28 protein-coding genes are annotated in these 24,567 nt (G+C 57.7%); 18 read left to right on the plus strand and 10 right to left on the minus strand.

The annotated features are described in order from the left end of the window. The first annotated feature begins 43 nt into the window (after window positions 1–43). Both ACWFTY_RS03720 and guaA read left to right on the plus strand, forming a co-directional pair. Window positions 44–748, plus strand: coding sequence for a ZIP family metal transporter (locus tag ACWFTY_RS03720; RefSeq protein WP_447526049.1), 705 nt, complete (start codon window positions 44–46; stop codon window positions 746–748). Window positions 749–823: 75 nt separating this feature from the next. Continuing rightward, window positions 824–2,395 carry a glutamine-hydrolyzing GMP synthase gene (gene guaA, locus ACWFTY_RS03725; RefSeq protein WP_447526050.1) on the plus strand — a complete coding sequence of 524 codons (1,572 nt, stop codon included), beginning with the start codon at window positions 824–826 and terminating at the stop codon, window positions 2,393–2,395. 659 nt (window positions 2,396–3,054) lie between these two features. On the opposite strand, the gene ACWFTY_RS03730 is transcribed toward guaA, so the two are convergent. Beyond that, window positions 3,055–3,651, minus strand: coding sequence for a zeta toxin family protein (locus tag ACWFTY_RS03730; protein WP_447526051.1), 597 nt, complete (start codon window positions 3,649–3,651; stop codon window positions 3,055–3,057). After that, a complete protein-coding gene (locus ACWFTY_RS03735) occupies window positions 3,651–4,001 on the minus strand; it encodes a TA system antitoxin ParD family protein (RefSeq protein WP_447526052.1) in 351 nt (116 codons plus the stop codon). The genes ACWFTY_RS03730 and ACWFTY_RS03735 overlap by 1 nt, the downstream gene beginning before the upstream one ends. 128 nt (window positions 4,002–4,129) lie before the next feature. Here ACWFTY_RS03735 and ACWFTY_RS03740 point away from each other — a divergent pair, with 128 nt between their 5' ends. The 7 genes from ACWFTY_RS03740 to ACWFTY_RS03770 all read left to right on the plus strand — a co-directional run bounded on the left by ACWFTY_RS03740 (window position 4,130) and on the right by ACWFTY_RS03770 (window position 8,932). After that, window positions 4,130–5,137, plus strand: a complete 1,008-nt coding sequence (locus ACWFTY_RS03740) for a zinc-dependent alcohol dehydrogenase family protein (RefSeq protein WP_447526053.1) — start codon at window positions 4,130–4,132, stop codon at window positions 5,135–5,137. A 29-nt stretch (window positions 5,138–5,166) separates the two neighbouring features. After that, window positions 5,167–5,568, plus strand: coding sequence for a GFA family protein (locus ACWFTY_RS03745; RefSeq protein WP_447526054.1), 402 nt, complete (start codon window positions 5,167–5,169; stop codon window positions 5,566–5,568). 70 nt (window positions 5,569–5,638) lie between these two features. Next, the gene (locus tag ACWFTY_RS03750; protein WP_447526055.1) at window positions 5,639–6,340 is read left to right on the plus strand and encodes an endonuclease III domain-containing protein; all 702 of its coding nucleotides are present in this window, start codon (window positions 5,639–5,641) and stop codon (window positions 6,338–6,340) included. After that, window positions 6,337–7,005: an endonuclease III domain-containing protein gene (locus ACWFTY_RS03755; protein WP_447526056.1), complete on the plus strand. Its 669-nt coding sequence runs from the start codon at window positions 6,337–6,339 to the stop codon at window positions 7,003–7,005. Before ACWFTY_RS03750 ends, ACWFTY_RS03755 begins: the two co-directional genes overlap by 4 nt. Continuing rightward, entirely contained in the window at window positions 6,998–7,366 is a 369-nt protein-coding gene (locus ACWFTY_RS03760) for an ArsC family reductase (RefSeq protein ID WP_447526057.1), read from the plus strand. The genes ACWFTY_RS03755 and ACWFTY_RS03760 overlap by 8 nt, the downstream gene beginning before the upstream one ends. 193 nt (window positions 7,367–7,559) lie before the next feature. Beyond that, window positions 7,560–7,841: a DUF427 domain-containing protein gene (locus tag ACWFTY_RS03765; protein ID WP_447526058.1), complete on the plus strand. Its 282-nt coding sequence runs from the start codon at window positions 7,560–7,562 to the stop codon at window positions 7,839–7,841. 2 nt (window positions 7,842–7,843) lie between these two features. Continuing rightward, window positions 7,844–8,932, plus strand: coding sequence for a glycerophosphodiester phosphodiesterase (locus ACWFTY_RS03770; RefSeq protein ID WP_447526059.1), 1,089 nt, complete (start codon window positions 7,844–7,846; stop codon window positions 8,930–8,932). Here ACWFTY_RS03770 and ACWFTY_RS03775 read toward each other — a convergent pair. Then, complete coding sequence (locus tag ACWFTY_RS03775) at window positions 8,908–10,134, minus strand: TCR/Tet family MFS transporter (protein WP_447526060.1); 1,227 nt, start codon at window positions 10,132–10,134, stop codon at window positions 8,908–8,910. The two genes, ACWFTY_RS03770 and ACWFTY_RS03775, sit on opposite strands and share 25 nt — an antisense overlap. A gap of 146 nt (window positions 10,135–10,280) precedes the next feature. Here ACWFTY_RS03775 and panB point away from each other — a divergent pair, with 146 nt between their 5' ends. The 5 genes from panB to ACWFTY_RS03800 all read left to right on the plus strand — a co-directional run bounded on the left by panB (window position 10,281) and on the right by ACWFTY_RS03800 (window position 15,380). Then, the gene (gene panB / locus ACWFTY_RS03780) at window positions 10,281–11,153 is read left to right on the plus strand and encodes a 3-methyl-2-oxobutanoate hydroxymethyltransferase (RefSeq protein ID WP_447526061.1); all 873 of its coding nucleotides are present in this window, start codon (window positions 10,281–10,283) and stop codon (window positions 11,151–11,153) included. A 156-nt stretch (window positions 11,154–11,309) separates the two neighbouring features. Beyond that, window positions 11,310–12,080 (plus strand): tetratricopeptide repeat protein, encoded by a 771-nt coding sequence (locus ACWFTY_RS03785; RefSeq protein ID WP_447526062.1) that lies wholly within the window; start codon window positions 11,310–11,312, stop codon window positions 12,078–12,080. Beyond that, window positions 12,077–13,411 (plus strand): outer membrane protein assembly factor BamB family protein, encoded by a 1,335-nt coding sequence (locus ACWFTY_RS03790; RefSeq protein ID WP_447526063.1) that lies wholly within the window; start codon window positions 12,077–12,079, stop codon window positions 13,409–13,411. The genes ACWFTY_RS03785 and ACWFTY_RS03790 overlap by 4 nt, the downstream gene beginning before the upstream one ends. 31 nt (window positions 13,412–13,442) lie before the next feature. Then, window positions 13,443–14,834, plus strand: a complete 1,392-nt coding sequence (gene der / locus ACWFTY_RS03795) for a ribosome biogenesis GTPase Der (RefSeq protein ID WP_447526064.1) — start codon at window positions 13,443–13,445, stop codon at window positions 14,832–14,834. Window positions 14,835–14,987: 153 nt separating this feature from the next. Then, a complete protein-coding gene (locus tag ACWFTY_RS03800; RefSeq protein WP_447526065.1) occupies window positions 14,988–15,380 on the plus strand; it encodes an Hpt domain-containing protein in 393 nt (130 codons plus the stop codon). A 16-nt stretch (window positions 15,381–15,396) separates the two neighbouring features. Here the strand turns inward: ACWFTY_RS03800 and bfr are convergent, their stop codons facing one another. Together bfr and ACWFTY_RS03810 are read right to left on the minus strand one after the other, a co-directional pair. Beyond that, window positions 15,397–15,873, minus strand: coding sequence for a bacterioferritin (bfr, locus tag ACWFTY_RS03805; protein ID WP_447526066.1), 477 nt, complete (start codon window positions 15,871–15,873; stop codon window positions 15,397–15,399). Window positions 15,874–15,995: 122 nt separating this feature from the next. Continuing rightward, the gene (locus ACWFTY_RS03810) at window positions 15,996–16,166 is read right to left on the minus strand and encodes a (2Fe-2S)-binding protein (protein ID WP_447526067.1); all 171 of its coding nucleotides are present in this window, start codon (window positions 16,164–16,166) and stop codon (window positions 15,996–15,998) included. A 223-nt stretch (window positions 16,167–16,389) separates the two neighbouring features. Between ACWFTY_RS03810 and ACWFTY_RS03815 the strand changes: the two genes are divergently transcribed. After that, window positions 16,390–17,196 (plus strand): hypothetical protein, encoded by an 807-nt coding sequence (locus tag ACWFTY_RS03815; RefSeq protein ID WP_447526068.1) that lies wholly within the window; start codon window positions 16,390–16,392, stop codon window positions 17,194–17,196. Here the strand turns inward: ACWFTY_RS03815 and ACWFTY_RS03820 are convergent. Both ACWFTY_RS03820 and ACWFTY_RS03825 read right to left on the minus strand, forming a co-directional pair. Further along, window positions 17,191–18,435 (minus strand): DUF418 domain-containing protein, encoded by a 1,245-nt coding sequence (locus tag ACWFTY_RS03820; protein WP_447526069.1) that lies wholly within the window; start codon window positions 18,433–18,435, stop codon window positions 17,191–17,193. The genes ACWFTY_RS03815 and ACWFTY_RS03820 overlap by 6 nt on opposite strands. Before the next feature lie 112 nt (window positions 18,436–18,547). After that, the gene (locus ACWFTY_RS03825) at window positions 18,548–19,222 is read right to left on the minus strand and encodes a nitroreductase family protein (RefSeq protein ID WP_447526070.1); all 675 of its coding nucleotides are present in this window, start codon (window positions 19,220–19,222) and stop codon (window positions 18,548–18,550) included. Between the two features lie 155 nt (window positions 19,223–19,377). Between ACWFTY_RS03825 and ACWFTY_RS03830 the strand changes: the two genes are divergently transcribed. Further along, the gene (locus ACWFTY_RS03830; protein WP_447526071.1) at window positions 19,378–20,181 is read left to right on the plus strand and encodes a Coq4 family protein; all 804 of its coding nucleotides are present in this window, start codon (window positions 19,378–19,380) and stop codon (window positions 20,179–20,181) included. Between the two features lie 134 nt (window positions 20,182–20,315). Here ACWFTY_RS03830 and ACWFTY_RS03835 read toward each other — a convergent pair whose 3' ends face one another. The 3 genes from ACWFTY_RS03835 to purL form a co-directional block, all read right to left on the minus strand. Next, complete coding sequence (locus ACWFTY_RS03835; RefSeq protein WP_447526072.1) at window positions 20,316–20,723, minus strand: hypothetical protein; 408 nt, start codon at window positions 20,721–20,723, stop codon at window positions 20,316–20,318. A gap of 234 nt (window positions 20,724–20,957) precedes the next feature. After that, a complete protein-coding gene (locus ACWFTY_RS03840) occupies window positions 20,958–21,314 on the minus strand; it encodes an endonuclease domain-containing protein (protein WP_447526073.1) in 357 nt (118 codons plus the stop codon). Window positions 21,315–21,488: 174 nt separating this feature from the next. Next, entirely contained in the window at window positions 21,489–23,696 is a 2,208-nt protein-coding gene (gene purL, locus ACWFTY_RS03845; protein ID WP_447526074.1) for a phosphoribosylformylglycinamidine synthase subunit PurL, read from the minus strand. A 90-nt stretch (window positions 23,697–23,786) separates the two neighbouring features. On the opposite strand from purL, the gene ACWFTY_RS03850 reads away from it, so the two are divergent. Further along, window positions 23,787–24,386, plus strand: coding sequence for a DsbA family protein (locus ACWFTY_RS03850; RefSeq protein WP_447526075.1), 600 nt, complete (start codon window positions 23,787–23,789; stop codon window positions 24,384–24,386). Then, on the plus strand, window positions 24,383–24,562 hold the full coding sequence (locus ACWFTY_RS03855) for a DUF1289 domain-containing protein (RefSeq protein WP_447526076.1): 180 nt from the start codon (window positions 24,383–24,385) through the stop codon (window positions 24,560–24,562). Before ACWFTY_RS03850 ends, ACWFTY_RS03855 begins: the two co-directional genes overlap by 4 nt. Window positions 24,563–24,567 lie beyond the last annotated feature (5 nt).

The following is a 24,567-nucleotide window of genomic DNA, read 5'->3' on the forward strand; positions in this document are numbered from 1 at the left end:
TTTTGTCGAGGCAACCTAGTTTGAAGAGGGGCGTTACCGATCCATGTTGATGACCTTTCTTGTCGTGGTGGTGGTTTCGGCGGCGCTGATAGCGGGCGCGCTCTGGGGCGTTTACGGCAAAATATCGAGCAAGACCGAAGGCTTTGTCATTGCCCTGGCCGGCGGTGCGCTGATTGTTTCGCTGGTCAGCGAGATGATCCAGCCCGCCGTCGAGCAAAGCAATCTCTGGGTCGGGCTGGGCTCGGTTGCGGCCGGAGCGACTGTATTCTCCGTCGTCGATTACTGGATTGATGAAAAATGGGGAGCGGAAGGCGGCGGTGGCTTGCTGGCGGCGATCACGCTCGACGGTGTGCCGGAAAATCTGGCGCTCGGGGTCGCTCTGATCGGGGCGGCGCCGATTGAAGTGGCGGCGCTGGCCGGATCGATCCTGCTGTCCAACCTTCCCGAAGCCGCAGGCGGGGCCAAGCAGATGGTCAGCAACGGGCTGTCCAGGGGCAAAACGCTGGGGCTCTGGGCGATGACCGCGCTGATCTTGTCAGCCGCAGCGATCATCGGATATTTCGCGCTGGAAGGCGTTTCCCCGCATGTGCTGGCCGCGACCCGCTGTTTCGCCGCTGGCGCGGTGGTCGCCTCGCTCGCCACCGAGGTTTTCCCTAAAGCCTATAAAGAGGATCAGCATATGGCCGGTGTCGCCACGGCAATCGGCGTGATATTGGCGGTATTCCTCGGCGAACTTGCTACGGGCTGAGGCGGGCCGGCTTTTGCGGCGACATTCGACAAAGGCACTAGACTCAAAAGGGGCGGCCCACTAAGCGCCTAAGCCATGTCCATAGCTCATGAAGAAACCATTCTGATCGTCGATTTCGGCTCTCAGGTCACGCAGCTTATCGCCCGCCGGGTGCGCGAGGCGGGAGTCTATTCGGAGATCGCTCCGTTCAACACTGCGGAAGAGGCCTTTCACCGGCTGAAACCCAAAGGAATCATCCTGTCGGGATCGCCCGCCGGGGTGCCCGACGAAGGCAGCCCGCGCGCGCCGGATGTGATTTTCGAAAGCGGCCTGCCGATCCTCGGCATCTGCTATGGCCAGCAGGTGATGACGCACCAGCTTGGCGGCACGGTGGAATCGGGTGCCGGCGGTGAATTTGGCGGCGAATTTGGCCGGGCCTTCATCGAGATTAGCGAAGAATGCGTCTTGTTCGATGGCCTCTGGAAGGTCGGCGAGCGGCATCAGGTGTGGATGAGCCACGGTGACAAGGTCACCGAATTCGCGCCGGGCTTCCGGATTGTCGCGACCACCGAAGGCGCGCCTTTCGCGCTGATCGCCGATGACGAGCGGCGCTATTATGGCACGCAGTTCCACCCCGAGGTTGTGCACACGCCCGACGGCGGCAAGATGATCGCCAATTTCGTCCGTCATGTCTGCGGCTGTGCCGGCGACTGGACGATGGCGGAATATAAGGACGCCAAGATCGCCGAAATCCGCGAACAGGTTGGCGACAAGAAAGTCATTTGCGGCCTGTCCGGCGGCGTCGACAGTTCGGTGGCGGCGATCCTGATTCACGAAGCGATTGGCGACCAGCTGACCTGCGTCTTTGTCGATCATGGCCTGCTGCGGATGAACGAGCGCGAGCAGGTCGAAACCCTGTTCCGCGACCATTATAATATCCCGCTGGTTGTGGTTGATGCCGAGGCACGTTTCATGAAGGGCCTTGCCGGTGTCTCTGACCCCGAGAAGAAACGCAAATTTATCGGCGGCGAATTTATCGAAGTGTTCGACGAGGAATCGGCCCGTGTCGGCGGCGCGGATTTCCTGGCCCAGGGCACGCTTTATCCGGATGTGATCGAGAGCGTTTCGTTCACCGGCGGGCCGAGCGTGACGATCAAGTCGCACCATAATGTTGGCGGGCTTCCGGAACGCATGAACATGAAGCTGGTCGAACCGTTGCGCGAATTGTTCAAGGACGAGGTCCGCGATCTCGGTCGCGAGCTTGGCCTGAACGACCAGTTTGTCGGACGGCATCCTTTCCCCGGACCGGGCCTCGCGATCCGCATTCCCGGCGAAGTGACCAAGGAACGCTGCGATATATTGCGCAAGGCGGATGCGATCTATCTTGAGGAAATCCGCAGCGCCGGATTATATGACGCGATCTGGCAGGCCTTCGCCGTATTGCTGCCGGTCAAGACCGTCGGCGTAATGGGCGACCAGCGCACCTACGATAACGTTTGCGGCCTGCGTGCCGTCACCAGCACCGACGGCATGACCGCCGACGTCTACCCTTTCGACGCCAGCTTCCTGACCCGCGTATCGACGCGGATCGTCAACGAGGTGAAGGGGATCAACCGGGTGGTTTATGATTATACCAGCAAGCCGCCTGGGACTATTGAGTGGGAATAAATCGGAAAGAGCGGGCATCCGGGGGATGCACGCCCGATTTATTTGGCGACGTGAGGAGCCGCGCCTAGGTGGGCCGCTTGCTAAGGTTTTTGGGAATTAGCATTCCCATTAGTTACTTGATTGCAATGTCAATCTTGGTGGAACGAATGTTTCCCGGATGGGCCCGATATTTTTATTCGTTCGACCAATGTAATAGCGATAAAATATTTCTCATCCCGGTGGTCATTTTTGTAGTAGCCGCGTTGAAATTACCGCGTCAGTGGCTGCCTTATTTGCTCCTTGTGCAGTTACTCATTTTTGTTCCTCCCATTTTTAGAATGATTCAATTGTTAGGTGAAGATCACGTACACCCATGGCTCGGGTTGGGCGGACTTTACCAATTGGTTTGGATGATGGCTGCGTTGATTATTGTTTGCTTAGGTCATTGGTTCTGGCGATTTTTCAGGAAAAATTACTAACAATCAGGTTTCAGAAAAATCGTCATACCGAACTCGTTTCAGTATCTATTGTGACACGATCACCGCCAGCAAGACCATAGAAATGGACCCGGTAACTAGTTGAGGGTGACGAGGATCAGCATACGCGCGCATCAGGTCCTTCGACAGGCTCAGGACGAACGGGGTGTATCGTCGGCCGGTCTCAAGCAATTCTACCTCAATTCAAACCAGATCCCAGTAAACCCCTTCAAACCAATCCGGTACTTCACCGGCCCTTCGCGCCACCTGTCCTTGCACCAGTTCCAGTAGCATCACCGGCCGCTCGTTGAGCGCCGAGGCGTCGAAGATCATGGCGCGGTCGGCGAGCATTGCGGCTTCACGGATCAAGGGGATGTTGCGGGTGAATCTCTGGCGGACCTTTTCGTCCGGCACCGAATGACCGCCTTCTTCGATGCGTGCAGCAACGCGGGTCACCGCCAGATCGGCGGAAGCCAGAACCAAGTGAAACACGATGATGCGATATCCGGCATCGCGCGCGTCCTGCAACAGTTCCAGTTTCGAGGGATGCGAGAATACGGTTTCCATGACGAACGACTGGCCCGCCGCCATATGGTCGCGGCGCCTCTGCTCGGCAATTTCCGCGGCGCGGTAGGAGGCTTCGGGCGAGGGATCGGCAAGCTCGTCGCGCTGGATGATGTCGGCGTTGATGAAGGGCGCGGCGATGCGCGGTGCCAGTACGGTCTCGTAAAAGGTCGACTTGCCGGCGCCGTTGGGTCCGGCGATCAGGAACAAGGTCGGGCGGCCGGCGACGATGGCCATCAGTTGGCGGGATCGCTTTCCCGGCTAATCTTGCCGTCGCGCAGTCCAACTCCCAGCCCTTCTGCCTTGCGTCCGGCGAAGAATTTGCGCTGCTCGACCGTGCCGGAGCGTGCCGCATCAAGCAGACCGTCGATATAGGCTTCCTGTTCACCGGCGGTCAGCGCGTCGGGAGCCAATTTCCCGCTTAATGCCTCTACGACCCGCGACTGGTCGAAGAAACGGGATTTCTCGATGCTCATCCCGATTCGCACCCAGTGGCGGACTTGCCCGGCCAGCGAGCGGCTCATCATCTCGGCTTCGCGGCCGATGACTTCCATCAGTTCGTCGTCAATCTTGATCGTCTTTGCCATGGTGTCAAAATGACACCTAAGTGACCTTTTGTCAAGAGAGCGGGCCTGGTCCGGCAGTTGTTGACCACCCGCCGCCGCGACACTAGACCTGACTTTAATCAGACAATTAAATTCAGGAGAGACTCGCCATGAAAGCCATTCAACTGCACGCCCCCGCTTCGCTCGACAATCTCAAGCTGGTCGATCTGCCCGATCCGGCAGCGCCGGGACCCGGCGAAATCTCGGTGCGGTTGCGCGCTTCCAGCCTCAACTATCATGACTATGCGGTGGTCAAGGGGATGATCCCGACCGCCGAAAACCGCATCCCGATGTCCGATGGCGCCGGTGAAGTCACTGCGGTGGGTGATGGCGTCAGCGAATTTGCGGTGGGCGATATGGTGGTCTCGACCTTCTTTCCCGAATGGATCGACGGTGCGCCGCCCGAAGGCGGTTTCAAGCGCGTGCCCGGCGATGGCATTGACGGCTATGCGGTCGAGCAGGCGGTCGGCCTCGCCACTGCGTGGACCAAGGCACCCGAGGGCTATAGCGCCGCCGAGGCTGCGACCCTGACCTGCGCCGGCCTGACCGCATGGCGGGCCCTGTTCGTTGATGGCTGCGTGAAGCCGGGTGACACGGTGCTGGTGCAGGGCACCGGCGGCGTCTCGATCTTCGCGCTGCAATTTGCCAAGGCGGCCGGCGCGACGGTGATCGCGACCTCTTCGTCCAACGAGAAGCTGAAGCGGCTGAAGGAACTCGGCGCCGATCATCTGATCAATTACAAGGAAGTCGAGGCCTGGGGGCCGAAGGTGCTCGAACTGACCGGCGGCAAGGGCGTCGATTGCGTTGTTGAAATCGGCGGGCCGGGTACGCTCGACCAGTCGATGATGGCGACGCGCATTGGCGGCCATGTCGCGCTGATCGGTGTGCTGACCGGTTTTGCCGGACCCGTGCAGACAGCGCTGCTGATGGCGAAAAACCTGCGCGTGCAGGGCCTGACCGTCGGTAGCCGGGCGCAGCAGCAGGACATGATCGCAGCGATCGAGGCCAATGGCCTGAAGCCGGTGCTCGACAAGTCTTTCCCGCTCGCCGATCTCGGCGATGCTTTCCGCCATCAGGAATCGGGCAAGCATTTCGGCAAGATTGTCGTCGATATCTGATTTAATCTGGCGCGCGGAAGGAAGCGAAAATGATCAAGGGAAGCTGTCTTTGCGGATCGGTCACCTATGAAGCGGATTGTGACAATGGGCCGATCATTCACTGTCATTGCCAGACCTGCCGGAAGGCCCATAGCGCCGCCTTTTCCAGCGTTATGCCGATCGCGCATGGCGCTTTTAGATGGACTAGCGGTGAAGAGGTCCGGAACAGCTTCGAATCATCACCGGGGAAGAACCGCTATTTCTGCACGCGCTGCGGGTCACAATTGATTGCGGAGCGGCGGGAGGCGAATATGGTTCTTCTGAGAATGGGCTGTGTTGATACGGAAATCACGCAAAGGCCCGATGCCCATATCTGGCGTTCGGATGGCGCGCCGTGGTTTGACCCGGATCATGAAATCCGCCAATTGTCCGAAGGCTATGTGAAGGCCTAGCACCGGAAACCGCTGTGAGTAACCCGTGTGGAGGCTTGCCACTGACGAGCGGCTTACCCATATTCCGGTGATGCAACTAGACCTGGGTCCCGATCATCGCACCGCCATATTGCGCCGGATGCACAGCAGGTTGATCGCGCAGTTTGGCCGGGTGATCCGGCCCGATGACAAGCGCCGTGATCCGATGTGGGCATTGGTGCAAGGCGTTATCGGCGCGCGCGCGAAAACTGCTGTGTCCAATGATAATGCGGATCGATTGATCGCTGAATATGGCTCGTGGGAGCGCGCCGCGGAGGCGCCTCTCGAGGAATTGAAGGCCAAGCTGCAAACCGCGACGTTTCCGGCGATGGCGGCGGAGCGGCTAAAGGCCTGTCTGCAGGAAATTATCGCGCAGTGTGGCAAGGCCAGTCTGGACCATCTTGAAACCATGGAGACGGCGGATGCCATGGACTGGCTGGAGACTTTGCCGGGGATCGCGCGGAAGATCAGTGCCGGCATCATGAACACCAGTCACTTCAATCGCAAAGCACTGGTGCTTGATTCCGGCCATCGCCGGGTGGTGCAGCGCATGGGGCTGGCGGCGCCCAAGGCCGATACAACGCGCGCTTATGACGAGCTGATGCCGCTATTGCCGCCTGAATGGTCAGCGGAGGATCTGGACGAGCACCATCTTTTGGGAAAACGCCTCGCCCAGACGTTTTGCCGCCCGAAACGACCGGATTGTCCGTCCTGTCCGGTGCGGGCTGATTGCGAGACGGGTGCGCCCTTATGATAAATGATGAGCAGGTCGAAACCGTATATCGCCGCCTTTCGGAAGCGATGCCGGGGCGCACGAAAGATGCCAAGGGCCCCAAAGGCCAGCCCGACGCTTTTCGGTCCTGCATTTCCTGCATGCTCTCGGCCCAGTCGCTGGACCGCAACACCGCCAGGGCCGCCAGCGCTCTATTCGCGCTCGCGCAAACGCCGGAAGACATGCTGGCGCTGGACGACCGCGATATTGCCGCGGCGATCAAACCTTGCGGGCTTTATAATATGAAAACCCGGAACATCCGTAGATTTTGCGAGCATTTGCTTGCGGAACATGGCGGTGTCGTGCCGAATACGCGGGAAGGTTTGTTATCGATGCCGGGCATCGGCCGGAAATGCGCGGATATAGTAATGAGCTTCACCTTTGGCGCCGATGTGATCGCCGTGGACACCCATGTGCACCGGGTTTGCAACCGGATTGGCCTGACCGATGCGAAGACTGCGGACAAGACCGCGCAACAGCTGGAAGCGCGCAGTCCCGATTGGGCCTTGCGCGACGGCCATTTCTGGCTAATTCAGTTCGGGAAGCGAATCTGCACTTCCCGGAGCCCCAAATGTGACCGATGTCCGGTCAATGACATCTGTCTCTGGCTCAAAGCGCAGCAGAAACAGGACCAGACCCATGAGTAACGAAACCAAGATGTACGGCATATCCAATTGCGACACCGTCAAGAAGGCGCGCAACTGGATGGAACGCAACGGCATCAACTATGTTTTTCACGACTATAAGAAGTCCGGCATCAGCAAGGAAAAGCTCGAAATGTGGGTGATGATGGTAGGCTGGGAGGCGCTGGTCAACAAGCGCGGTACGACGTTCCGCAAGCTGCCCGACATGGTGAAGGAAAATATCGGCGACGATACCGCGGTGATGGTGATGGCGGAAAATCCGAGCATGATCAAACGGCCGGTGCTGGAACATTGCGACGAGCTGGTCGTCGGTTTCAAGGCATCGGATTATGAAGCTGCGGGCCTGACGGCGCGCAACAGCTAGGGCTGCCGGTTGGCTGAAATTGCCGTGTTGCGCGAAACCCTCGGCAATCCAGCCGCCCTTATGGCCGTATAGCCAGTAGCGATTATCCATTTTACCCTGATTGTCGAATGCCTTTGCTGGCTTCGGAAATATTAGGGATGGCGCTGATAAACTTTGTTGGCCCCGCCCGGTTTAGATATAAGGTGACAGGATCATGGTTCAGGCAAAATGGAATGGTGCGGTGATAGCGGACAGCGATGATATAGTGATGGTCGAGGGCAATCATTATTTTCCGCGCGATTCCGTCTGGTCGAAATATCTGATGTATAGCGACAAGACCAGCCACTGCCCCTGGAAAGGCGACGCGTCCTATCATAGCCTGATCGTCGAGGGCGAGATCAACGAGGACGCAGCCTGGTTCTATCCCGCGCCGAAAGAAGCTGCCGCCGAAATAGAGGGGCGGATCGCCTTCTGGAACGGCGTCGAGGTCGGTTAGCGATGCGCGTCCGGCCTGTTCTTTTGATACTGTTCGCGCTGGCGCTCGCCGGATGCGGAGCAGGGATGGAGCAGGCGGGAGAATCCAAGATGAATATAGCGACATTGACCGGAGAGCCTCCGATTATCATCGCCCATCGCGGTGCCAGCGGGGAGCGACCGGAACATACGCTGGCTGCCTATCAACTGGCGATCGAGCAGGGCGCGGATTTTATCGAACCCGATCTGGTGCTGACCAGCGACGGCATATTGGTGGCCCGGCATGAAAATGACATCAGCGATACCACGGATGTCGCCGACAGGCCGGAATTTGCCGGTCGCAAGACCATCAAGACGATCGACGGCACGGAGCATGACGGCTGGTACACCGAAGATTTCACCCTCGCCGAACTGAAGACATTGCGCGCGAAGGAGCGGCTGCCCGATCTGCGGGCGGCGAATATGCAATATGATGGCCGCTTCGAAATTCCGACTTTCGAGGAAATACTGCAATTGCTCGAAGCGCATGGTGCCAAAAGTGGCAAGCGGATTGGCGTCTATCCGGAAACCAAGCATCCCAGCTACTTTAACGCGCTGGGACGGGGCCATGACGAACCAATGCTCAAATTGCTCAAACAATATGGCTATGATGGCAAGGATGATCCGGTGTTCATCCAGTCGTTCGAGGTCGGCAATCTGAAGGCACTGGCCAGAAAAACCGACGTCCGGCTGGTGCAGCTGGTGGCGAGCGAAGGCGGGCCGCCGGACATGGCTGGACAAAGCTATGCATCCATGGTCACGGCGGCGGGTTTGAAGGACGTGGCCAACTATGCCGTCGGGATCGGACCGTCAAAAGATATGGTGATCGGTCGAAACGGCATTGGCCAACTGGGCGAGCCGACCGGGCTGGTCGAGGCTGCGCACAAGGCCGGCCTGATGGTTCATCCATGGACCTTCCGCCGCGAAAATTACTTTCTGGCGACCGATTTCAAGAGCGGCATCGATCCGCGCGAGCCGGGCGACCTGCAAGGCGAAATCCGTGCCTTCCTCGCGACGGGCATCGACGGCTTGTTCAGCGACAATCCGGCTCAGGCGGTATCTGCGGCCGAATAGTGGCGACGGGTGGTGACCGCGTATATCAATATGGAAACGACCATCAGCGCGGCGCCCAGAATGAAGGGCGCGCCGGGAAAATAGAGGCCTTCCTTGTCGGCATAAGCCCCGAATACGCCGGTCATCATCACGGGGCCGATGATCGAGGTCAGGCTGATCGTGCTGGCAATGGATCCCTGCAATTCACCTTGCGCATCCTCGCTGATCCGGCTGCTCATCATCTGTTGCATCGCCGGAAAGGCAAAGCCGCTTGCCGCTCCAACGATGATGCCCAGAAATACAAACCAGTCATTGGGCGCGAAGGCGAAGATCAGATAGGCGGGGATCCCGAACAGCAAGCCGAACTGGCCAGCTCGTCTTTCGCCAAGCCTGTTGATCAGTGGTCCGGTCAATATGCCCTGGACCAGCGCGAGCAATATGCCGAACAGGGCGACGCTCAGCCCGATTTTCAAGATGCTCCAGTCAAACCGCTCGATCAGCCAGTAAGCCCATATCGCAATCTGCGCCTGCGCCGCCAGCTGGAGCACGAATATGGTCGACAGAAAGCCGAGGACGAGCGGGGTTTTGCTCATCTGCATGATGCTTCCCATCGGATTGGCCCGGGTGATCGAAAAGGGCCGACGCTTCTGCTTCGGCAGTGTTTCCTTCAATATAATTATGCCGACACCGGTCCCGACCAGAGCAAGAATTGATGCGGCGATAAACGGCAACCGGTCACCATATTCGCCCAGCACACCGCCGATGCCGGGGCCGAGGACAAAGCCCATTGCGCCAGCACCGCCCAGGATGCCGAAATATTTGCCGCGCTCCGCAGGCGATGTCACATCGGCGACGCAGCTATTGGCAGCGGCCCAGCTCGCCCCCATGATCCCGGACAATATCCGGCCGATGAACAGCCAGATCAATGTCGGTGCCCAGGCCATGATCGCATAATCAAGTCCGAGCAGAAACAGTGTTACCAGCAACACCGGCCGGCGGCCGAATCTGTCGCTCAGGCCGCCAATGATCGGGGCGAACAGAAATTGCATCATCGCATAGGCGAATAGCAGCCAGCCACCGATTTCGGCGGCGCGATCGATCGTTGTGCCGGTGATCCCCTCGATCAGCGATGGCATGACGGGTAATATCAGACCGATGCCCATCATGTCGATGAACACGATGAAGGCGACGAACAGCAAAATGGACTCTGGCTTACGGGCCACAGGCATGAATATTTCCAATGAATGGAGATCAGATTTTGGTGAGTCGCGAGACGGGAGAAGTGTGCCGCAATATAATTTTCAAGGCAATGGGCAATCGCGGCAACAGTATACTGGTCTTATCTGACAAGTGAGGCTAAACATATTCTATGTCCACAACCTTCAAACTCGATACATCAACCAGTCGCGCCAATCCCCGGCCACAGCCGATGCGGCGCCTGTCCGTTCCGAAAATCCAGAGTCGCAAGGTCGATGGGGTGACGGAGGAGCCGGTGGTCATGCTGACCGCCTATACCGCACGCACGGCGCAGTTGCTCGACGCGCATTGCGACATGCTGCTGGTCGGCGATTCGCTGGCGCAGGTGATTTACGGACTCGATTCGACGATTCCGGTCACGCTCGACATGATGTGCAACCATGGCGCTGCGGTGGTCCGGGGTAGCTACCATAGCGTCGTCGTCGTCGACATGCCGTTCGGTTCCTATGAAGCCTCGCCGGAGAAAGCCTATGAAAGCGCAGCCCATATCCTGAAGGAAACCGGGGCCGCCGCGGTCAAGCTCGAGGGCGGCGAAGTGATGGCGGAGACCGTCGCTTTTCTGGTTCAGCGCGGCATCCCGGTGGTCGGCCATGTCGGCCTGACCCCTCAGGCAATCAATGTGCTCGGCGGCTATGCCGCGCGCGGACGCAGTGATGCAGAAGCCAAGAAGATCGTCGGTGATGCGGTCGCTCTGGACAAGGCCGGTGCCTTTGCGATCGTATTGGAAGGCGTGCTCGAGCCGATCGCGATCGAAGCGACCAAGGCGGTGGATGCAATCACGATCGGCATCGGCGCGTCCGCGCAATGCGACGGCCAGGTGCTGGTGACCGAAGATATGCTCGGTATGTTCGACCGCACCGCCCGCTTCGTGAAACGCTATCACAATATTGCCGAACAAATTGATCAGGCCGCCGAACAATATGCCGGAGAGGTCAGGGAGCGTAGCTTTCCGGGGCCGGACCAGCTCTATCAGCCGAAAAAATAACATAATTCTCCGTTTTAACCCGATCGCTGTTCAGCCTGTGGAAATGGTCAATAGACTTTTACATTTGCTATTGCGGACGCTAAAGGACAGCCGATTGCATAATGCCTTCGTTCGACCGGCGAACAGGGTACGCGAAACAGATTTGAGGAAGCCAGCTTGGCCAAAGACAAAGATAAAGCACCGGAAGAGAAGCCGGACCAGCAAGAACAGGTGTTTCTGCGCGAAGTCGATGAAGCGGTGCGCGAGGACCAGCTGAAAAATATCGTCACGCGTTACGGGATCTGGATTTTCGCCGCCATCATCATCGGTCTGGGTTCGCTGGCTGGCTGGATATTCTGGCAGAATAGCCAGAATGAAGATTCCGGTTTCCGCAGCGAGGAATATGTCGCCGCTATCGACAGCATCCGCCAGAATAATCTGGATGGTGCCGCGACCGCGCTCGAGCCTTTGATGGAAGCCGAGCAGAGCGGTTATCGCGCTGCGGCGCAGCTGCTCCAGGCTAATATTGCTCTGGAAAAAAATGATCCGAAAAAGGCAATCGCCGGTTATGCGAAGGTCGCTGCTGACGACAGTCTGCCGAAACCGTTTCGCGATCTGGCTCTTGTCCGACAGACTGCGACCGAATTTGATACGCTCAAGCCCCAGCAAGTGATTGACCGGCTCAAGCCGCTGGCCGTGCCCGGCAACCCGTGGTTCGGTAGCGCTGGCGAAATGGTCGCAATCTCTTATCTGAATTTGAACAAATCCGATCTGGCCGGCCCGCTTTTCGCCCAGCTTGCGAAAGATGAAAGCGTTCCGGCCACTATCCGGTCGCGTGCTTTGCAGATGGCGGGCGTCGAGGGCATTGACGCCGTCGAACTGGACAGCGATGATAAAAAAGTTGCGCCGCCTGTCGTGGTAGCGACTGAGGGAGAATCCAAGGAATGATTTCCGGTAAGACAATGATCGCCAGCCTGCTGGCCCTTTCCTTGCTGTCCGGCTGCAGCATCCTGGGCGGCGGCGATGGCGAAGACAAGAAGAACACGCCTACGCTCGGCAAGCGGACTCCGATATTGAGCGGCGAAAGCGGTGCGGAAGTCGATCAAGCATTGGCCTCGATTGCCGTGATCCTGCCGGCTCCCGTAGCCAATAGCGAATGGGCGCAATCGGGCGGCAACGCGAGCAAATCGATGGGCCATGTTGCATTGCCGGGCAGTCTCGAACGGGTCTGGACCGCCAATGTCAGCGGCACCACCAAACGGGAACGGCTGGCAGCAGCACCGGTTATATCCGGCGGACGGCTCTTCGTGACCGACACCGAAGCCATGGTTCATGCTTTTGATGCCGCGACCGGTGCGAAAATCTGGTCCTCGCAGATCGAAGTCAAGGGCGATGGAGCCTCATCGCGGTTTGGCGGCGGCGCAAGCGTCCTCGATAATGTCGTTTACGCGACCAATGGCGTTGGCGATGTTGTCGCGCTGAACGTGGCGGATGGCAGCCAGATATGGAAAGTGCGCCCGGCTGGACCATTGCGCGGCTCGCCGACGATTTCCAACGGCAATGTCTATGTGATGACACAGGACAACCAAATCTATGCGCTCTCAATGGCTGACGGGTCGGTGCAGTGGAATGAAGCTGGCACGGTCGGCCTCGCCGGAATTTTCGGTGTCGCCGCGCCTGCTGCCGGACAGGGCACCGTCGTCGCCGGCTATAGCTCGGGCGAACTGACTGCCTATCGTTATGAAAACGGCCGCAATCTCTGGAATGATGCGCTAGCCCGGACCAGCATTTCGACCTCGGTGGCAACCCTGTCCGATATCGATGCCGATCCGGTGATCGATCGCGGTCGTATTTTCGCGCTTGGGCAGGGCGGCCGTATGGCGGCCTATGAACTGGTTACCGGCCAGCGGATATGGGAATTGAATATTGCCGGAATCACCACCCCCGTCGTTGCGGGTGAATGGGTGTTCGTGCTGACCGATGATGCGAAACTGCTTTGCATCGCACGGCCGAATGGCAAGGTCCGCTGGATCAGCCAGCTCGCCGCCTTCAAGAACGAGAAGAAGAAGAAAAACCCGGTCAACTGGACGGGGCCAATCCTGGCTGGTAATCGTCTGATTGTTGCCAGCACCGAAGGCGATGTCGTTTCAATTTCGCCGGGTGAGGGATCGAGCCAGACGCTGTTTGAACTGGATGATGGCGTTTCGCTGCCGCCGGTTGTTGCGGGTGGCATGCTATATATTCTTGACGACAGTGGCCGGATTTCCGCGTTCCGCTGAGACTCAGAAGCAAAGGACAGGGACCGGCTCCATGCTGCCCAATATCGCAATCATAGGTCGACCGAATGTCGGCAAATCAACGCTGTTCAACCGTCTGGTTGGCAAGAAGCTGGCGCTCGTCGACGATACGCCCGGGGTCACCCGTGACCGCAGGGAAGGGGCCGCCAATCTTTTAGGTCTCGAATTCAATGTCGTCGATACCGCCGGCTATGAAGACGAGGATGCCAAGAGCCTGCCCGGACGGATGCGCAAGCAGACCGAACTCGCGGTGGCCGGAGCGGAACTGGCGATATTCGTCATCGACGGCCGCGCTGGCCTGACGCCGCTCGACGAGGAAATCGCCCGCTGGCTCAGAAGCGCAAAAACGCCCGTTGTTTTGCTGGTCAACAAGGCCGAAGGCAAGGCGGCAGAATCCGGAATTTTGGAAAGCTATGCGCTCGGTTTCGGCGACCCGATCCCGTTCAGCGCCGAACATGGCGACGGCATGGCCGACCTGTTTCAGGCGATCCAGCCCTATGTCGAGAATTTCAAAGCGGCGGCTTCCGAAGAGCCGACTGATGAATCGGCCCCGCTGAAACTGGCGATTGTCGGCCGCCCCAATGCCGGCAAGTCGACGCTGATCAACAAGATGCTGGACGAAGACCGGCTGATTACCGGTCCGGAAGCGGGTATCACGCGTGACAGTATCACGGTTGACTGGGTCTGGCATGACGATGCGCTGACCGAGGACGAGAAACTCGACGGCATAGCGCCCGACCGCCAGGTGCGCCTTATTGACACAGCCGGTATGCGCAAACGGGCCAAGGTCAATGACAAGCTGGAAAAGCTGGCCGTTGCCGATGCCCGTCACGCAGTGGACTTTGCCGAAGTGGTCGTGCTCTTGCTCGATGCCACAAAGGGTCTGGAGGCGCAGGATCTGCGCATTGCCGACCATGCGATCCAGGAAGGTCGCTGTGTCGTCATCGGGATCAACAAATGGGATGTCGCCGAAGGGCCGAGCAAATTGTTCAACGGCATAAGAGCGGCGCTCAATGACGGACTGGCTCAGGTGCGTGATGTGCCTCTAATCGCTATTTCGGCCTTTACCGGCAAGGGTATCGACCAGTTGATGAAGGCGGCCTTCGAGGTTCGCCGGATCTGGTCGCAGCGGGTCTCTACCGGCAAGCTCAACCGCTGGTTCGAAGATGCGATTTCCGAGAATCCGCCACCGGCGCCCGGCGGCAAGCGGATCAAATTGCGCTATATCACGCAGGCCAAGACGCGGCCGCCTTCATTCGTGATTTTCGGGACGCGAGTCGACGATCTGCCGGAGAGCTATCGGCGCTATCTGATCAACGGCATCCGCCGCGAATTGGGCTTCGGCGGCGTTCCGGTGCGTCTGATCATCCGCGCGCCGAAAAACCCCTATCACGAAAAAGAATGATTTTTCTGTAGCTTGTTGAACAAAGCATCAGATTCTCGCCGCTATTGTCGCGCCCGGTAACAGAGTGTTAACCAGTTTCGCCCTAGGTTGAGGGAGGTTAGCGTATTTTCGCTATTTTTCCGGGAGCGTTCCGTGGGACCAGTGGAAAGCGAATTGATTGATTGGAAGGTCTGTGCCGAAACCCGTTCGGCACTGGGCCCGAATTTTGTCCGGATACTCGGTTATTTTCGCGAAGACGGCATCCAGTCTGTCGACCGAATCGAAGAGGCCATGCGCGCCAACGACCCCGCCGCAATGGTGCTGGCGGCGCACAAGCTGAAAGGCGAGGCGCTGCAACTGGGTGGCCTGCAACTCAGTCTGACCACAGAAACAATCGAAATGACCGCACGCGCTTGCGTCGAGCATCATGAGACGCCCGACGAGCTTATCGAACTGGTGGTGGCCTTACGGCCGATGTTCGAGGACACTCTGGCGATATTGGAAAAGGGCGCCAGTCCGCTGGTCCAGGAACGCCAGCCGACCGGCTTTGGTCGCCGGTTCGGCTGAAACCCTTGCTACCAGTCTATTCGACCGATTTCGACTGCAGCTGGATGTAATTTTCAATTCCCATCCGTTCGATCATATCGAACTGTTGTTCGAGGGAATCGACGTGATCTTCCTCGCTTTCGAGAATCTCGGCGAACAGGTCGCGGCTGACATAATCGCGCACGCTCTCGCAATATTCGATCGCATCCTTGAGCATCGGCAGCGCTTCATATTCCAGCTCCAGATCGGCCTTGAGGATTTCTTCCACCGTTTCACCAATCTTCAGGCGTCCGAGCAGTTGGAAATTGGGCAATCCGTCGAGGAAGAAAATCCGCTCGGCCAGCTTGTCCGCATGTTTCATTTCATCGATCGATTCGTGACGCTCGAATTCGGCCAGTTTGGCCACGCCCCAATTGTCGAGCATGCGATAATGAAGCCAATATTGATTGATTGCGGTGAGTTCGTTTTTCAGAGCTTCGTTGAGAAACTCGATGACTTTTGTATCGCCCTTCATGGCAGCGTCCTTCCCGACTGACAGTGAATCTGTTGGGAAAGCCTATACAGCATTGCCCTATGAAGCGAAAGGGCGGCGTTTATAGAAAACGCAATTATTTCAATGATTTGCTAAAGAGAATGCTAAGCGGTCGCAAGTTGGGATTTGATAATCGTCTGGGCGAAAGCGAGACATTGTCCGCATTTCGGCTTGCGGCCGAGTTGGGCATAGACCTGTGAAGGCCTTTCCGCACCGCTGCGGACAGCGGCTCTGAGGTCTTTTTCCTTAATCGCATTACAGACGCAAACAACCATCTCGGTTCCTCTCTGCGACTCGTATATCGCTAATGAGAATAGATCGCAATAGCAAAGTGTCTATTAGGAAATTCTTCCAATGTAAAGATTATCGATTACACCGGAGCCACGTTCGACAGCGAGGTTTGTGATGCGTAGACTTTTAAATTGCTTTGTGTCCGTTGGCGCGGCACTGATCCTGACGCCCGCCCATGCTGCTAGCGTGCCAGCATCCACGCCGCCAATGGCTGAAAATAGCGAGGCGGAAGCGGTGGCAGATCCGATTCTATCGCCGGTCGCCGAATTTTGGCAGATCATGCAGACGGAAATGGCCGAGGAGCTGCAAGAGATTCGGGAATCGATTGCAACCGAAGTCCGCGCCGCCCTGGTGCCGACGGGAGGAGCAGAAGCAGACTGGAAAACCAGGGGTATAGATCTGCTCAGTCATATCGAGTCCTTGCCTGGCGGCTTAGGAAATAACGGTCTGTTGACGCTTGGAGAAGTGCCGTCGCTAGAATTCTTCGGGAAAATCCCTGCCGGACTTCTTTCTGATTGGGAATTCGTTCAGGCAGGTCCGAAAGCCGTGAGCCCGCTCGACGCCAAGCGGGGTATCTTTATTGCCATCAGTCCGAACCATGTGCTTTTTGAAGCCGATGAAGAGATACAGGTCGGCAACGCCCGTTGCATGAAAGACCCTGTTGAAAAAGCATCGGATCATGTGACCGTGTATCGATATTCCGGAACGGCGTTTGATCCCGAGAACGATGCTTCTTTGGAAGCAGAGGCGGAAGCGATCGTGATGTATAATGTGGTAGGTAGTCTTAGTTCGCCGGTAATTTGCTCGATATTCCAGCGCGATCAGGCAGGCGATTTGCGGAGCTTGGCTTACTCGCCGGATGGGCGGCCGCGAGGACAGATGAATGATGAGAAGGATCAATTGCAAATCGTCTCCCGGTTCGATTTGTACGAGCAGTTGAGCGTCAATTATACCAGCGCGTTTATCGATGAAGAGCTGATGAGTACGGCAGAAGAAGCCAGCGATCCCTCATGACAGTCGCATCGGCTGTAGCTGACGCCGCGCCAGGCTGCGCCATAGCCACTCCAGCGGGCCATAGCGAAAGCGAACCAGCCAGGGTTGCGACCACAGCAGCATGAGCGCCCAGGCGCCGAGCACGAACAGATATAATTCCACCCTTCCGACCGACCCATATAGTCCCAGTCCCCAGCCGTAGAAGATGAAGGTCATCAACAGGCTGGTACCGAGATAATTGGTGAAGGCGGCGCGACCGACGGCTGCGACCCGCATCATCCAGGGCGACCCCTGGAATGTCCGCATCAGACCAATCAGCAATGCAGCATAGCCGATGGTCATCAGCAACTGCGACGGCCAGTTCCATGCATAGCTGGCGTTGACCATCAGCAGGATGGCGAAATCGCTGTAGATCAGGCCGAATGCAATTGCCGTCAGGATGACCGTACCGATGGCGGTCAACCGCGTGCCCCAGCGGCGATATTGCTCGGTCGTCCACTGCCCGGTGATGAAACCGTTCTTGTAAAGAGCCATCCCGATCATCATCAGCGGCAGGGTCTCCGCCAGATTATAGGTCAGCAGGACAAATGGTCCGAACAGATCATTCTGAATCTTGTCGAGAAATATCGGGATAAAGCCGGATTGATGAAGGGCGATGTCCGCGGTGATGGCGGCGGTCGAGCTGTCAAAACTGGCGATGACCTCGGCGACATTTTCGATTGCGGCGGCGCTGGCTCCGGGCAAGCCGGCCTGATATTGCATATATAACAGGCTGCCGAACATCACCGTATAGCCGAGAAAACCGAGAGTGAAGATCAGCAGGGCCCGCCGCATCAGTTCATTTGCGGTCAGGTTGCGAAGGAAATAGGCAATGCAGCCGACGGCGGCGTAGAGGAATAAAATGTCGCCGGCCCACAAGAGGAAGAAATGCGCTAGGCCAAAAATCGCCAGCCAGGTCATCCGGGAGAAGTGAACCTTAGCCGGATCCTCACCGTTTCTCTGTGCACGCTCGATGACCAGCATCATGCTCGCCCCGAATAATATCGTGAAAAGGCCGCGCATCTTGCCATCGACAAAGACGTAGGACAGTGCCCAGACGATAGTATCGGGCAGTTCGGTGCCGCCATAGACCGCGGGGCTGACATAGGCCATTTCCGGCATCGAGAAGCCGACGATATTCATCAGCAATATCCCCATAACCGCAAAACCGCGCAAGGCGTCGAGTTCGAGATAGCGGGGTGAGGGAGGACCTATACTCATCGATGCACCGTTCGTCCTGAGCCTGTCGAAGGACCGAGGCAAATGATAGTTGCTGCTACTGGCTGTGCTACGACAGGCTCGGCACGAACGGAATATTCCGGACGAAGGTTGCTCATAGCCAGCTGGCGATCTGGTCCAGCGGCTTCTTGATCGTCGCGTGGACGGGGATCGTCGCATTGGGGGCGGGTTTGCCGACCACCAGGACCATCACCGGTTTTTCGTTGACCGGACGATCGCAGACTTCGTTCAGAAATTTCATCGGATTGGGCGTGTGGGTGAGCGTGGCGAGACCGGCGTCGTGAAGGGCGGTGATCAGCATGCCGGTGGCAATGCCGACGCTCTCGCCCACATAATAATTCTGCTTCATCTCGCCGGGGTTCATACCGCCTTTGCGCTGGCCGAAGATGACGATCAGATAGGGTGCGGTCTCGAGAAACGGCTTGTCGGCGTCGGTGCCGAGCGGCGCGAGCGCCTCCAGCCATTCGTCGCTGCCTTTGCTCTCGTAGAACGCGCGCTCTTCTTCTTCGGCGGCGGCGCGTAGGGCCTTCTTCTTTTCCGGCGATTCGATCACCGCGAAATGCCAGGGCTGGTGATTGGCGCCATTGGGCGCGGTGCCAGCCGCCATGATGGCATTGGCGATGACCGCACGGGGAACGGCCTCGTCAGAAAAAAAGCGACAGGTCCGCCGGGTCTTGATCGCCTGATAAAAAGCCTCTGACCGCGCTACGCGTTCGGCGTCGGAATAGTCCGGCAGTTCGGTGTAGGGCAGGGTGTCATGCGGCTGCAAATTTCCGTCTCCCGTTTCAAAGTTTGTCAAAGTTAGGGCCAAGAAAACCTTTTCACAGGCCGAAACCGGATGATCGCTGGATAGCGGAGCCGTGGCCTGTAGGAAAGCATCTATCCTCTATTGACATGGATGTTAGTAAGAGACATATAGACCTTATGAAAATTGATCATAAATTCTCCGCACCAAGTGATTCGCAAATGCCGTTCGTGCATCCGGATCGGCCGGCATCCCGCTTTCGTCCGCTCAAGGCGCTGTACCATTTCCGCGAGCTGATCAAGGACAAGGAAGACACCTCACAGGTGTTCCATATTTTTGAATCGCTTCCGCGTCCCGGATTTCGCAAGGATGCAAAGGCCTTTGTCGAAAGCGACAAGGGCAAGGCGCTGCTGGAAAGCGAACCCGAACTCGCGGCCCTGCTCGACGATCATGATCGCTTGCGGCAAATGCCAGCGGGTAGTCTGGCCCACGCCTATTGCGACTTCATGGAAAAAGAAGGGCTCAGCGCAGCTGGCCTGATCGCCGAATATGACGCGTTTAGCCCGCGCAAATATGGCGATCTGATCGAATGGTATGGTTTCCGTCAGCGCGACACCCATGATTTGCTCCACGTGTTGACCGGCTATGGCCGTGATGCGCTGGGCGAAGCCTGTGTGCTGGCCTTCACTTATGGCCAGAACCCGTCATTGGGAAATGTCTTTATCGCTTATGCCGCCGGTCTCAACATGAAGAAGCAGGTCAAGAGCGACGCGCCGATATTCAGCGCGATCCGCGAAGGCCAGAAAATGGGCAAGGCCTGTCCCCGGATCAACGAAGAAAATATTGCCGAGCTTCTGGCCCAGCCACTCGATGCATTGCGCAAGCGGCTGCATATCAAGACGCCGCATTTCTATCATGAAGCGCATGCGAAGTTCCGGGCCGGCAATGTCGATCCATATGATATGCTGGCGCAGACGGCTTAGATAGATTTCCTCCTTATACCGCAGGTATGGGGAGGTGGGCCGCGAAGCGGCTCGGAGGGGCAACGCGCGTAAATACCCCTCCACCATCCTCCGGATGGTCCCCCTCCCCGAAGCTTCGCTTCAGGGAGGATTTATCAGCGAAATTCCTTGCGAATCACCAGTTTCAGCCCCGACCAGGTCTCGTCCACAGCACAGACCTTGATATCGACAAAGCCCATCGGCAGGGCGACATCACGGATCGTGTCTTCGGTGATATCGGTTTCGACTTTGGAAGCCTTTTTCGGCCAGCTTACCCAGACCTGACCCGCGGGATCGATCATCTCGCGCAGCGTGGCTAGATGGGATTCCATGTCCTTGCGTTCGGTCACGAATATATGGGCAGAGTGAATACCGGGGGTGGGAACTTTCTCCTCGGACAGAGTGAGGTCGCTTTCGTCTATCTCGGCCTGAATGCTGTCCGGCATATCCGAGAACCAGACGCGCATCCCGTCCTTGAGGGACAGTTTTTTTGCCAGGGGTGTGCCGGAATATCCTGAAGCCATGATGCTCGTCCTTTCGCGTTGTCTTCCATAACGCGCGGCGGGACGATTGGTTACATGTTTGGAATTACTTGGGTAAACTGCGTGGCGTTAGCGCAATGCGTGCCATGGCCCCTCCGTCAGCCTTTCAGGTTGCCACCTCCCCATGCCTGCGGCACATGGAGGAAAGATGTTTTCCTCCCTGTTGCGAAGCAATGGGGAGGGGGACCGCGCGTAGCGTGGTGGAGGGGTAGAGGTTTAGCCCAGACTCTGAATATATCGCAATATGCGGTCAGCAACACCTGCCGGATCATCCAAGACTTCTTGCGCGGATATTCTGATCGTTTCGACACCCTCTTGAGACAGGGCCCAGTCGCGCCGTTCGTCGCGCTCGGGGCGACTTCCCATATCGTGAGCCATGCCGTCGACTTCGATCCCCAGCTTTGCCGACGGACAATAGAAATCCAGTATATAGGAGCCGATAGGGTGCTGCCGGCGGAATTTTATGCCGAGCGGTTTCTTGCGGAGTTGTTGCCAAAGCATGATCTCCGGTTTGCTCATGGTTTTGCGCAGCTCCCTGGCCTTCAGGATGATCTGTCTGGTTGTTCTTGCCATAACCCCTCCGGCCTGCTGCGCAGGCCACCTCCCCATTGCTTCGCAACAGGGAGGAAAGATGTATCACAAATGGCGCTATTCGGGGATGCCTAGGCCAAAACTGTCAAACCGAACTTTTCCACCCTGTGCCGCAGGCATGGGGAGAGGGACCGCTGCGAAGCAGTGGTGGAGGGGCTAGTCTTCCATCCAGTCACGGAAAAAGCTTTCATGCGCATTGCGCAGATCGCTCACAGCAACCGGCTTGCCATTCAGGACCAATTGATCACCCTTCACCTGGCCAATTTTCTCGAACGGTACTTTCTCGCGATCCAGATCATCTTCGTTGCGGTAGGTGATGACATAGCGGCCCTGCGCTTCGCTGAAGGCAAAGGCGCTGGTCATTTTGTCGATTTCCGCTCCGAGATTGCCGGCCAGCGCCATTTCGGCGAGGGTGACAGCCAAGCCGCCGTCGCTGATGTCGTGTACGGCGGTGACTTTGCCTTCGGCAATCAGTTCGCGAATGATCTCGCCAGCCCATAGCTCGTCCTTGAGGTCGACTTTGGGTGGCGGTCCGACTTCGAGCCCGTGAATTTCGCGCAGCCAGACAGATTGGCCGAGCTCTTCATAATGGAACCCGATGGTGGCGATAAAGTCGCCTTCATTCTTGAAGCCGATGGTCATCATCGTATCGAGATCGTCGATCAGGCCGACCGCGCCGATTGCCGGTGTTGGCAGGATCGCGTGGCTGACGCCGTCTGTGCCGGTGGTTTCGTTATAGAGGCTGACATTGCCCGATACGATCGGCATGTCGAGCGCCTTGCAGGCCTCGCCAATGCCTTCGATGGTGCCGACAAATTGCGCCATGATATGCGGCTTTTCGGGGTTGCCGAAATTCATACAGTCGGTGGTCGCAAGCGGCTTGGCGCCAACCGCGCAGAGGTTGCGATAGGCTTCGGCAATCGCCTGCTTGCCGCCTTCAAAGGGGTCGGCCTTGCAATAGCGGGGTGTGCAGTCGGTGGTGATCGCGAGGCCCTTGTTGGTGCCGTGTACGCGAACCACTGCCGCGTCGCCGCCGGAGCGTTGGGCGGTGTCTGCGCCGACCTGGCTGTCATATTGTTCCCAGATCCAGCGGCGCGAAGCGAGCGCGGGGCTGGCCATCATCTTCAGCAGATCGGCACCGATATCGGTGCTCTCGGGAATGTCGCCGAGCGGCTGGATATTGATATGCGCAGCATATTCTTCCCGGGTCAGATGCGGGCGGTCATAGAGGGGTGCGTCGTCGGCGAGCGGGCCGAGTGGAATGTCGCAGACGGTTTCGCCCTTGTGGGTCAGCACCATCCGGCGAGTGTCGGTAACTTCGCCGATCACCGCGAAATCCAGTTCCCATTTGGTGAAAATCGCCTCGGCCATTTCCTCGCGGCCGGGTTTCAGGACCATCAACATGCGTTCCTGGCTCTCGCTGAGCATCATCTCGTAAGCGGTCATTTCCGTCTCACGGCATGGCACCTTGTCCATGTCGAGAATGATGCCGACTTCGCCGTTGGTCGCCATTTCGACGGATGAAGAGGTCAGGCCGGCCGCGCCCATATCCTGGATCGCGACAATCGCGTCGCTGGCCATCAGTTCGAGACAGGCTTCGATCAAAAGCTTTTCGACAAAGGGATCGCCAACCTGCACGGTCGGACGCTTTTCCTCGATATCGTCGCCGAAATCGGCGCTGGCCATGGTCGCGCCGTGGATGCCGTCGCGGCCGGTTTTCGAGCCGACATAGACAATCGGATTGCCGACGCCGCTTGCTGCCGAATAGAAAATCTTGTCCGCGTCCGCGACACCGACGGTCATCGCGTTGACGATGATATTGCCGTCATAGGCGGGATCGAAATTGGTCTCGCCGCCAACCGTCGGGACGCCGACGCAATTGCCGTAGCCGCCAATACCGGCGACTACGCCCTTGACCAGATGTTTCATCTTTGGATGGTCGGGCCGTCCGAAACGCAATGCGTTAAGATTGGCCACAGGCCGCGCGCCCATGGTGAAAACATCGCGGAGGATGCCGCCGACGCCGGTTGCCGCGCCCTGATAGGGTTCGATATAGGAAGGATGGTTGTGGCTCTCCATCTTGAAGATAGCTGCCTGCCCGTCACCGATGTCGATCACGCCGGCATTCTCGCCGGGGCCGCAAATTACCTGCGGGCCGGTGGTCGGTAGTTTCTTCAGATGCAGACGGGAAGATTTGTAGGAACAATGTTCCGACCACATGACCGAGAAGATGCCGAGTTCGGTGATATTCGGCTCCCGACCGAGCGCGTTCAATATGCGCTGATATTCCTCCGCATTGAGGCCATGCTCCCGCACGGTTTCGGTGGAGATCTGGGGCTCGGTAATCAGCGTGTCTGTGGTCATGAAGACCCTTTAACGAGGCGGGACAATTTCGCCTAGAGGGAATTGATGTTTCGTGGCGCTGCTTTATGGTTCGCGTCAAAGGAACAATCTATGACCAAGACCATCGAGCTGATTTTCGATTTCGTCAGCCCCAATGCCTATCTGATCTGGCAACCGCTTAAAGACATCGCCGAAAAACATGGCGCGACGATCGAAATCACTCCGGCCTTTCTCGGCGGGATGCACAAGCTGACCGGTAATGCGCCGCCGTTCATCCGCGATGCGGAAGTGAAGGGCAAGAACGAATATGCGATGCTTGAGCTGGGTCGCTTTGTGAAAAAACACGGCCTGTCCAAATTCAAGATGAACCCGCATTTTCCGTTCAACACAATCACATTGCTGCGGATGCTAATCGCACTCGAACCGGCAAGGCGCGCGGAGTTTATCGAACTGCTCCTGCCTCCGATCTGGGAAGACGGGCTGGACGTGACCGATGGTGAAACGCTCGGCAAGATTTTGGAGGACGGCGGTTTTGATGCGGTTGACCTCTTGGCGCAGACCCAGGATCCGGCGATTAAGCAGGCTCTGATCGACAACACCGAAAATGCCGTGGCGCGCGGGGCCTTTGGTATCCCGACCATGTATATCGATGGCGAGATGTATTTCGGCAAGGAACGGCTCGGCCAGATTGACGAGCAGCTATCCTCTTGAAATCGCCCTGCAACGATATCTGCACCATCGATCGTCCCAGCGGATTGTGCGTGGGTTGCGGCCGCAGCCTGTCGGAAATCGCCGAATGGGGATCGGCTTCACCGGGTCGGAAGCGTGAAATATTTTCCTTGCTGCCGGGAAGAATGGAGCAATTGACCGCGAAGCCGAAGCGCTGACGGTC

This window comes from Parasphingorhabdus sp. NYA22 (genome assembly GCF_976973735.1).

Coding starts and splice junctions, on each gene's coding strand:
- ACWFTY_RS03720 (WP_447526049.1), top strand. CDS start 44: ATGTTGATGACCTTTCTTGTCGTGGTGGTGGTTTCGGCGGCGCTGATA.
- guaA (WP_447526050.1), top strand. CDS start 824: ATGTCCATAGCTCATGAAGAAACCATTCTGATCGTCGATTTCGGCTCT.
- ACWFTY_RS03730 (WP_447526051.1), bottom strand. CDS start 3,651: ATGGCCATCGTCGCCGGCCGCCCGACCTTGTTCCTGATCGCCGGACCC.
- ACWFTY_RS03735 (WP_447526052.1), bottom strand. CDS start 4,001: ATGGCAAAGACGATCAAGATTGACGACGAACTGATGGAAGTCATCGGC.
- ACWFTY_RS03740 (WP_447526053.1), top strand. CDS start 4,130: ATGAAAGCCATTCAACTGCACGCCCCCGCTTCGCTCGACAATCTCAAG.
- ACWFTY_RS03745 (WP_447526054.1), top strand. CDS start 5,167: ATGATCAAGGGAAGCTGTCTTTGCGGATCGGTCACCTATGAAGCGGAT.
- ACWFTY_RS03750 (WP_447526055.1), top strand. CDS start 5,639: ATGCAACTAGACCTGGGTCCCGATCATCGCACCGCCATATTGCGCCGG.
- ACWFTY_RS03755 (WP_447526056.1), top strand. CDS start 6,337: ATGATAAATGATGAGCAGGTCGAAACCGTATATCGCCGCCTTTCGGAA.
- ACWFTY_RS03760 (WP_447526057.1), top strand. CDS start 6,998: ATGAGTAACGAAACCAAGATGTACGGCATATCCAATTGCGACACCGTC.
- ACWFTY_RS03765 (WP_447526058.1), top strand. CDS start 7,560: ATGGTTCAGGCAAAATGGAATGGTGCGGTGATAGCGGACAGCGATGAT.
- ACWFTY_RS03770 (WP_447526059.1), top strand. CDS start 7,844: ATGCGCGTCCGGCCTGTTCTTTTGATACTGTTCGCGCTGGCGCTCGCC.
- panB (WP_447526061.1), top strand. CDS start 10,281: ATGTCCACAACCTTCAAACTCGATACATCAACCAGTCGCGCCAATCCC.
- ACWFTY_RS03790 (WP_447526063.1), top strand. CDS start 12,077: ATGATTTCCGGTAAGACAATGATCGCCAGCCTGCTGGCCCTTTCCTTG.
- der (WP_447526064.1), top strand. CDS start 13,443: ATGCTGCCCAATATCGCAATCATAGGTCGACCGAATGTCGGCAAATCA.
- bfr (WP_447526066.1), bottom strand. CDS start 15,873: ATGAAGGGCGATACAAAAGTCATCGAGTTTCTCAACGAAGCTCTGAAA.
- ACWFTY_RS03810 (WP_447526067.1), bottom strand. CDS start 16,166: ATGGTTGTTTGCGTCTGTAATGCGATTAAGGAAAAAGACCTCAGAGCC.
- ACWFTY_RS03815 (WP_447526068.1), top strand. CDS start 16,390: ATGGCTGAAAATAGCGAGGCGGAAGCGGTGGCAGATCCGATTCTATCG.
- ACWFTY_RS03820 (WP_447526069.1), bottom strand. CDS start 18,435: ATGAGTATAGGTCCTCCCTCACCCCGCTATCTCGAACTCGACGCCTTG.
- ACWFTY_RS03830 (WP_447526071.1), top strand. CDS start 19,378: ATGAAAATTGATCATAAATTCTCCGCACCAAGTGATTCGCAAATGCCG.
- ACWFTY_RS03835 (WP_447526072.1), bottom strand. CDS start 20,723: ATGGCTTCAGGATATTCCGGCACACCCCTGGCAAAAAAACTGTCCCTC.
- ACWFTY_RS03840 (WP_447526073.1), bottom strand. CDS start 21,314: ATGGCAAGAACAACCAGACAGATCATCCTGAAGGCCAGGGAGCTGCGC.
- purL (WP_447526074.1), bottom strand. CDS start 23,696: ATGACCACAGACACGCTGATTACCGAGCCCCAGATCTCCACCGAAACC.
- ACWFTY_RS03850 (WP_447526075.1), top strand. CDS start 23,787: ATGACCAAGACCATCGAGCTGATTTTCGATTTCGTCAGCCCCAATGCC.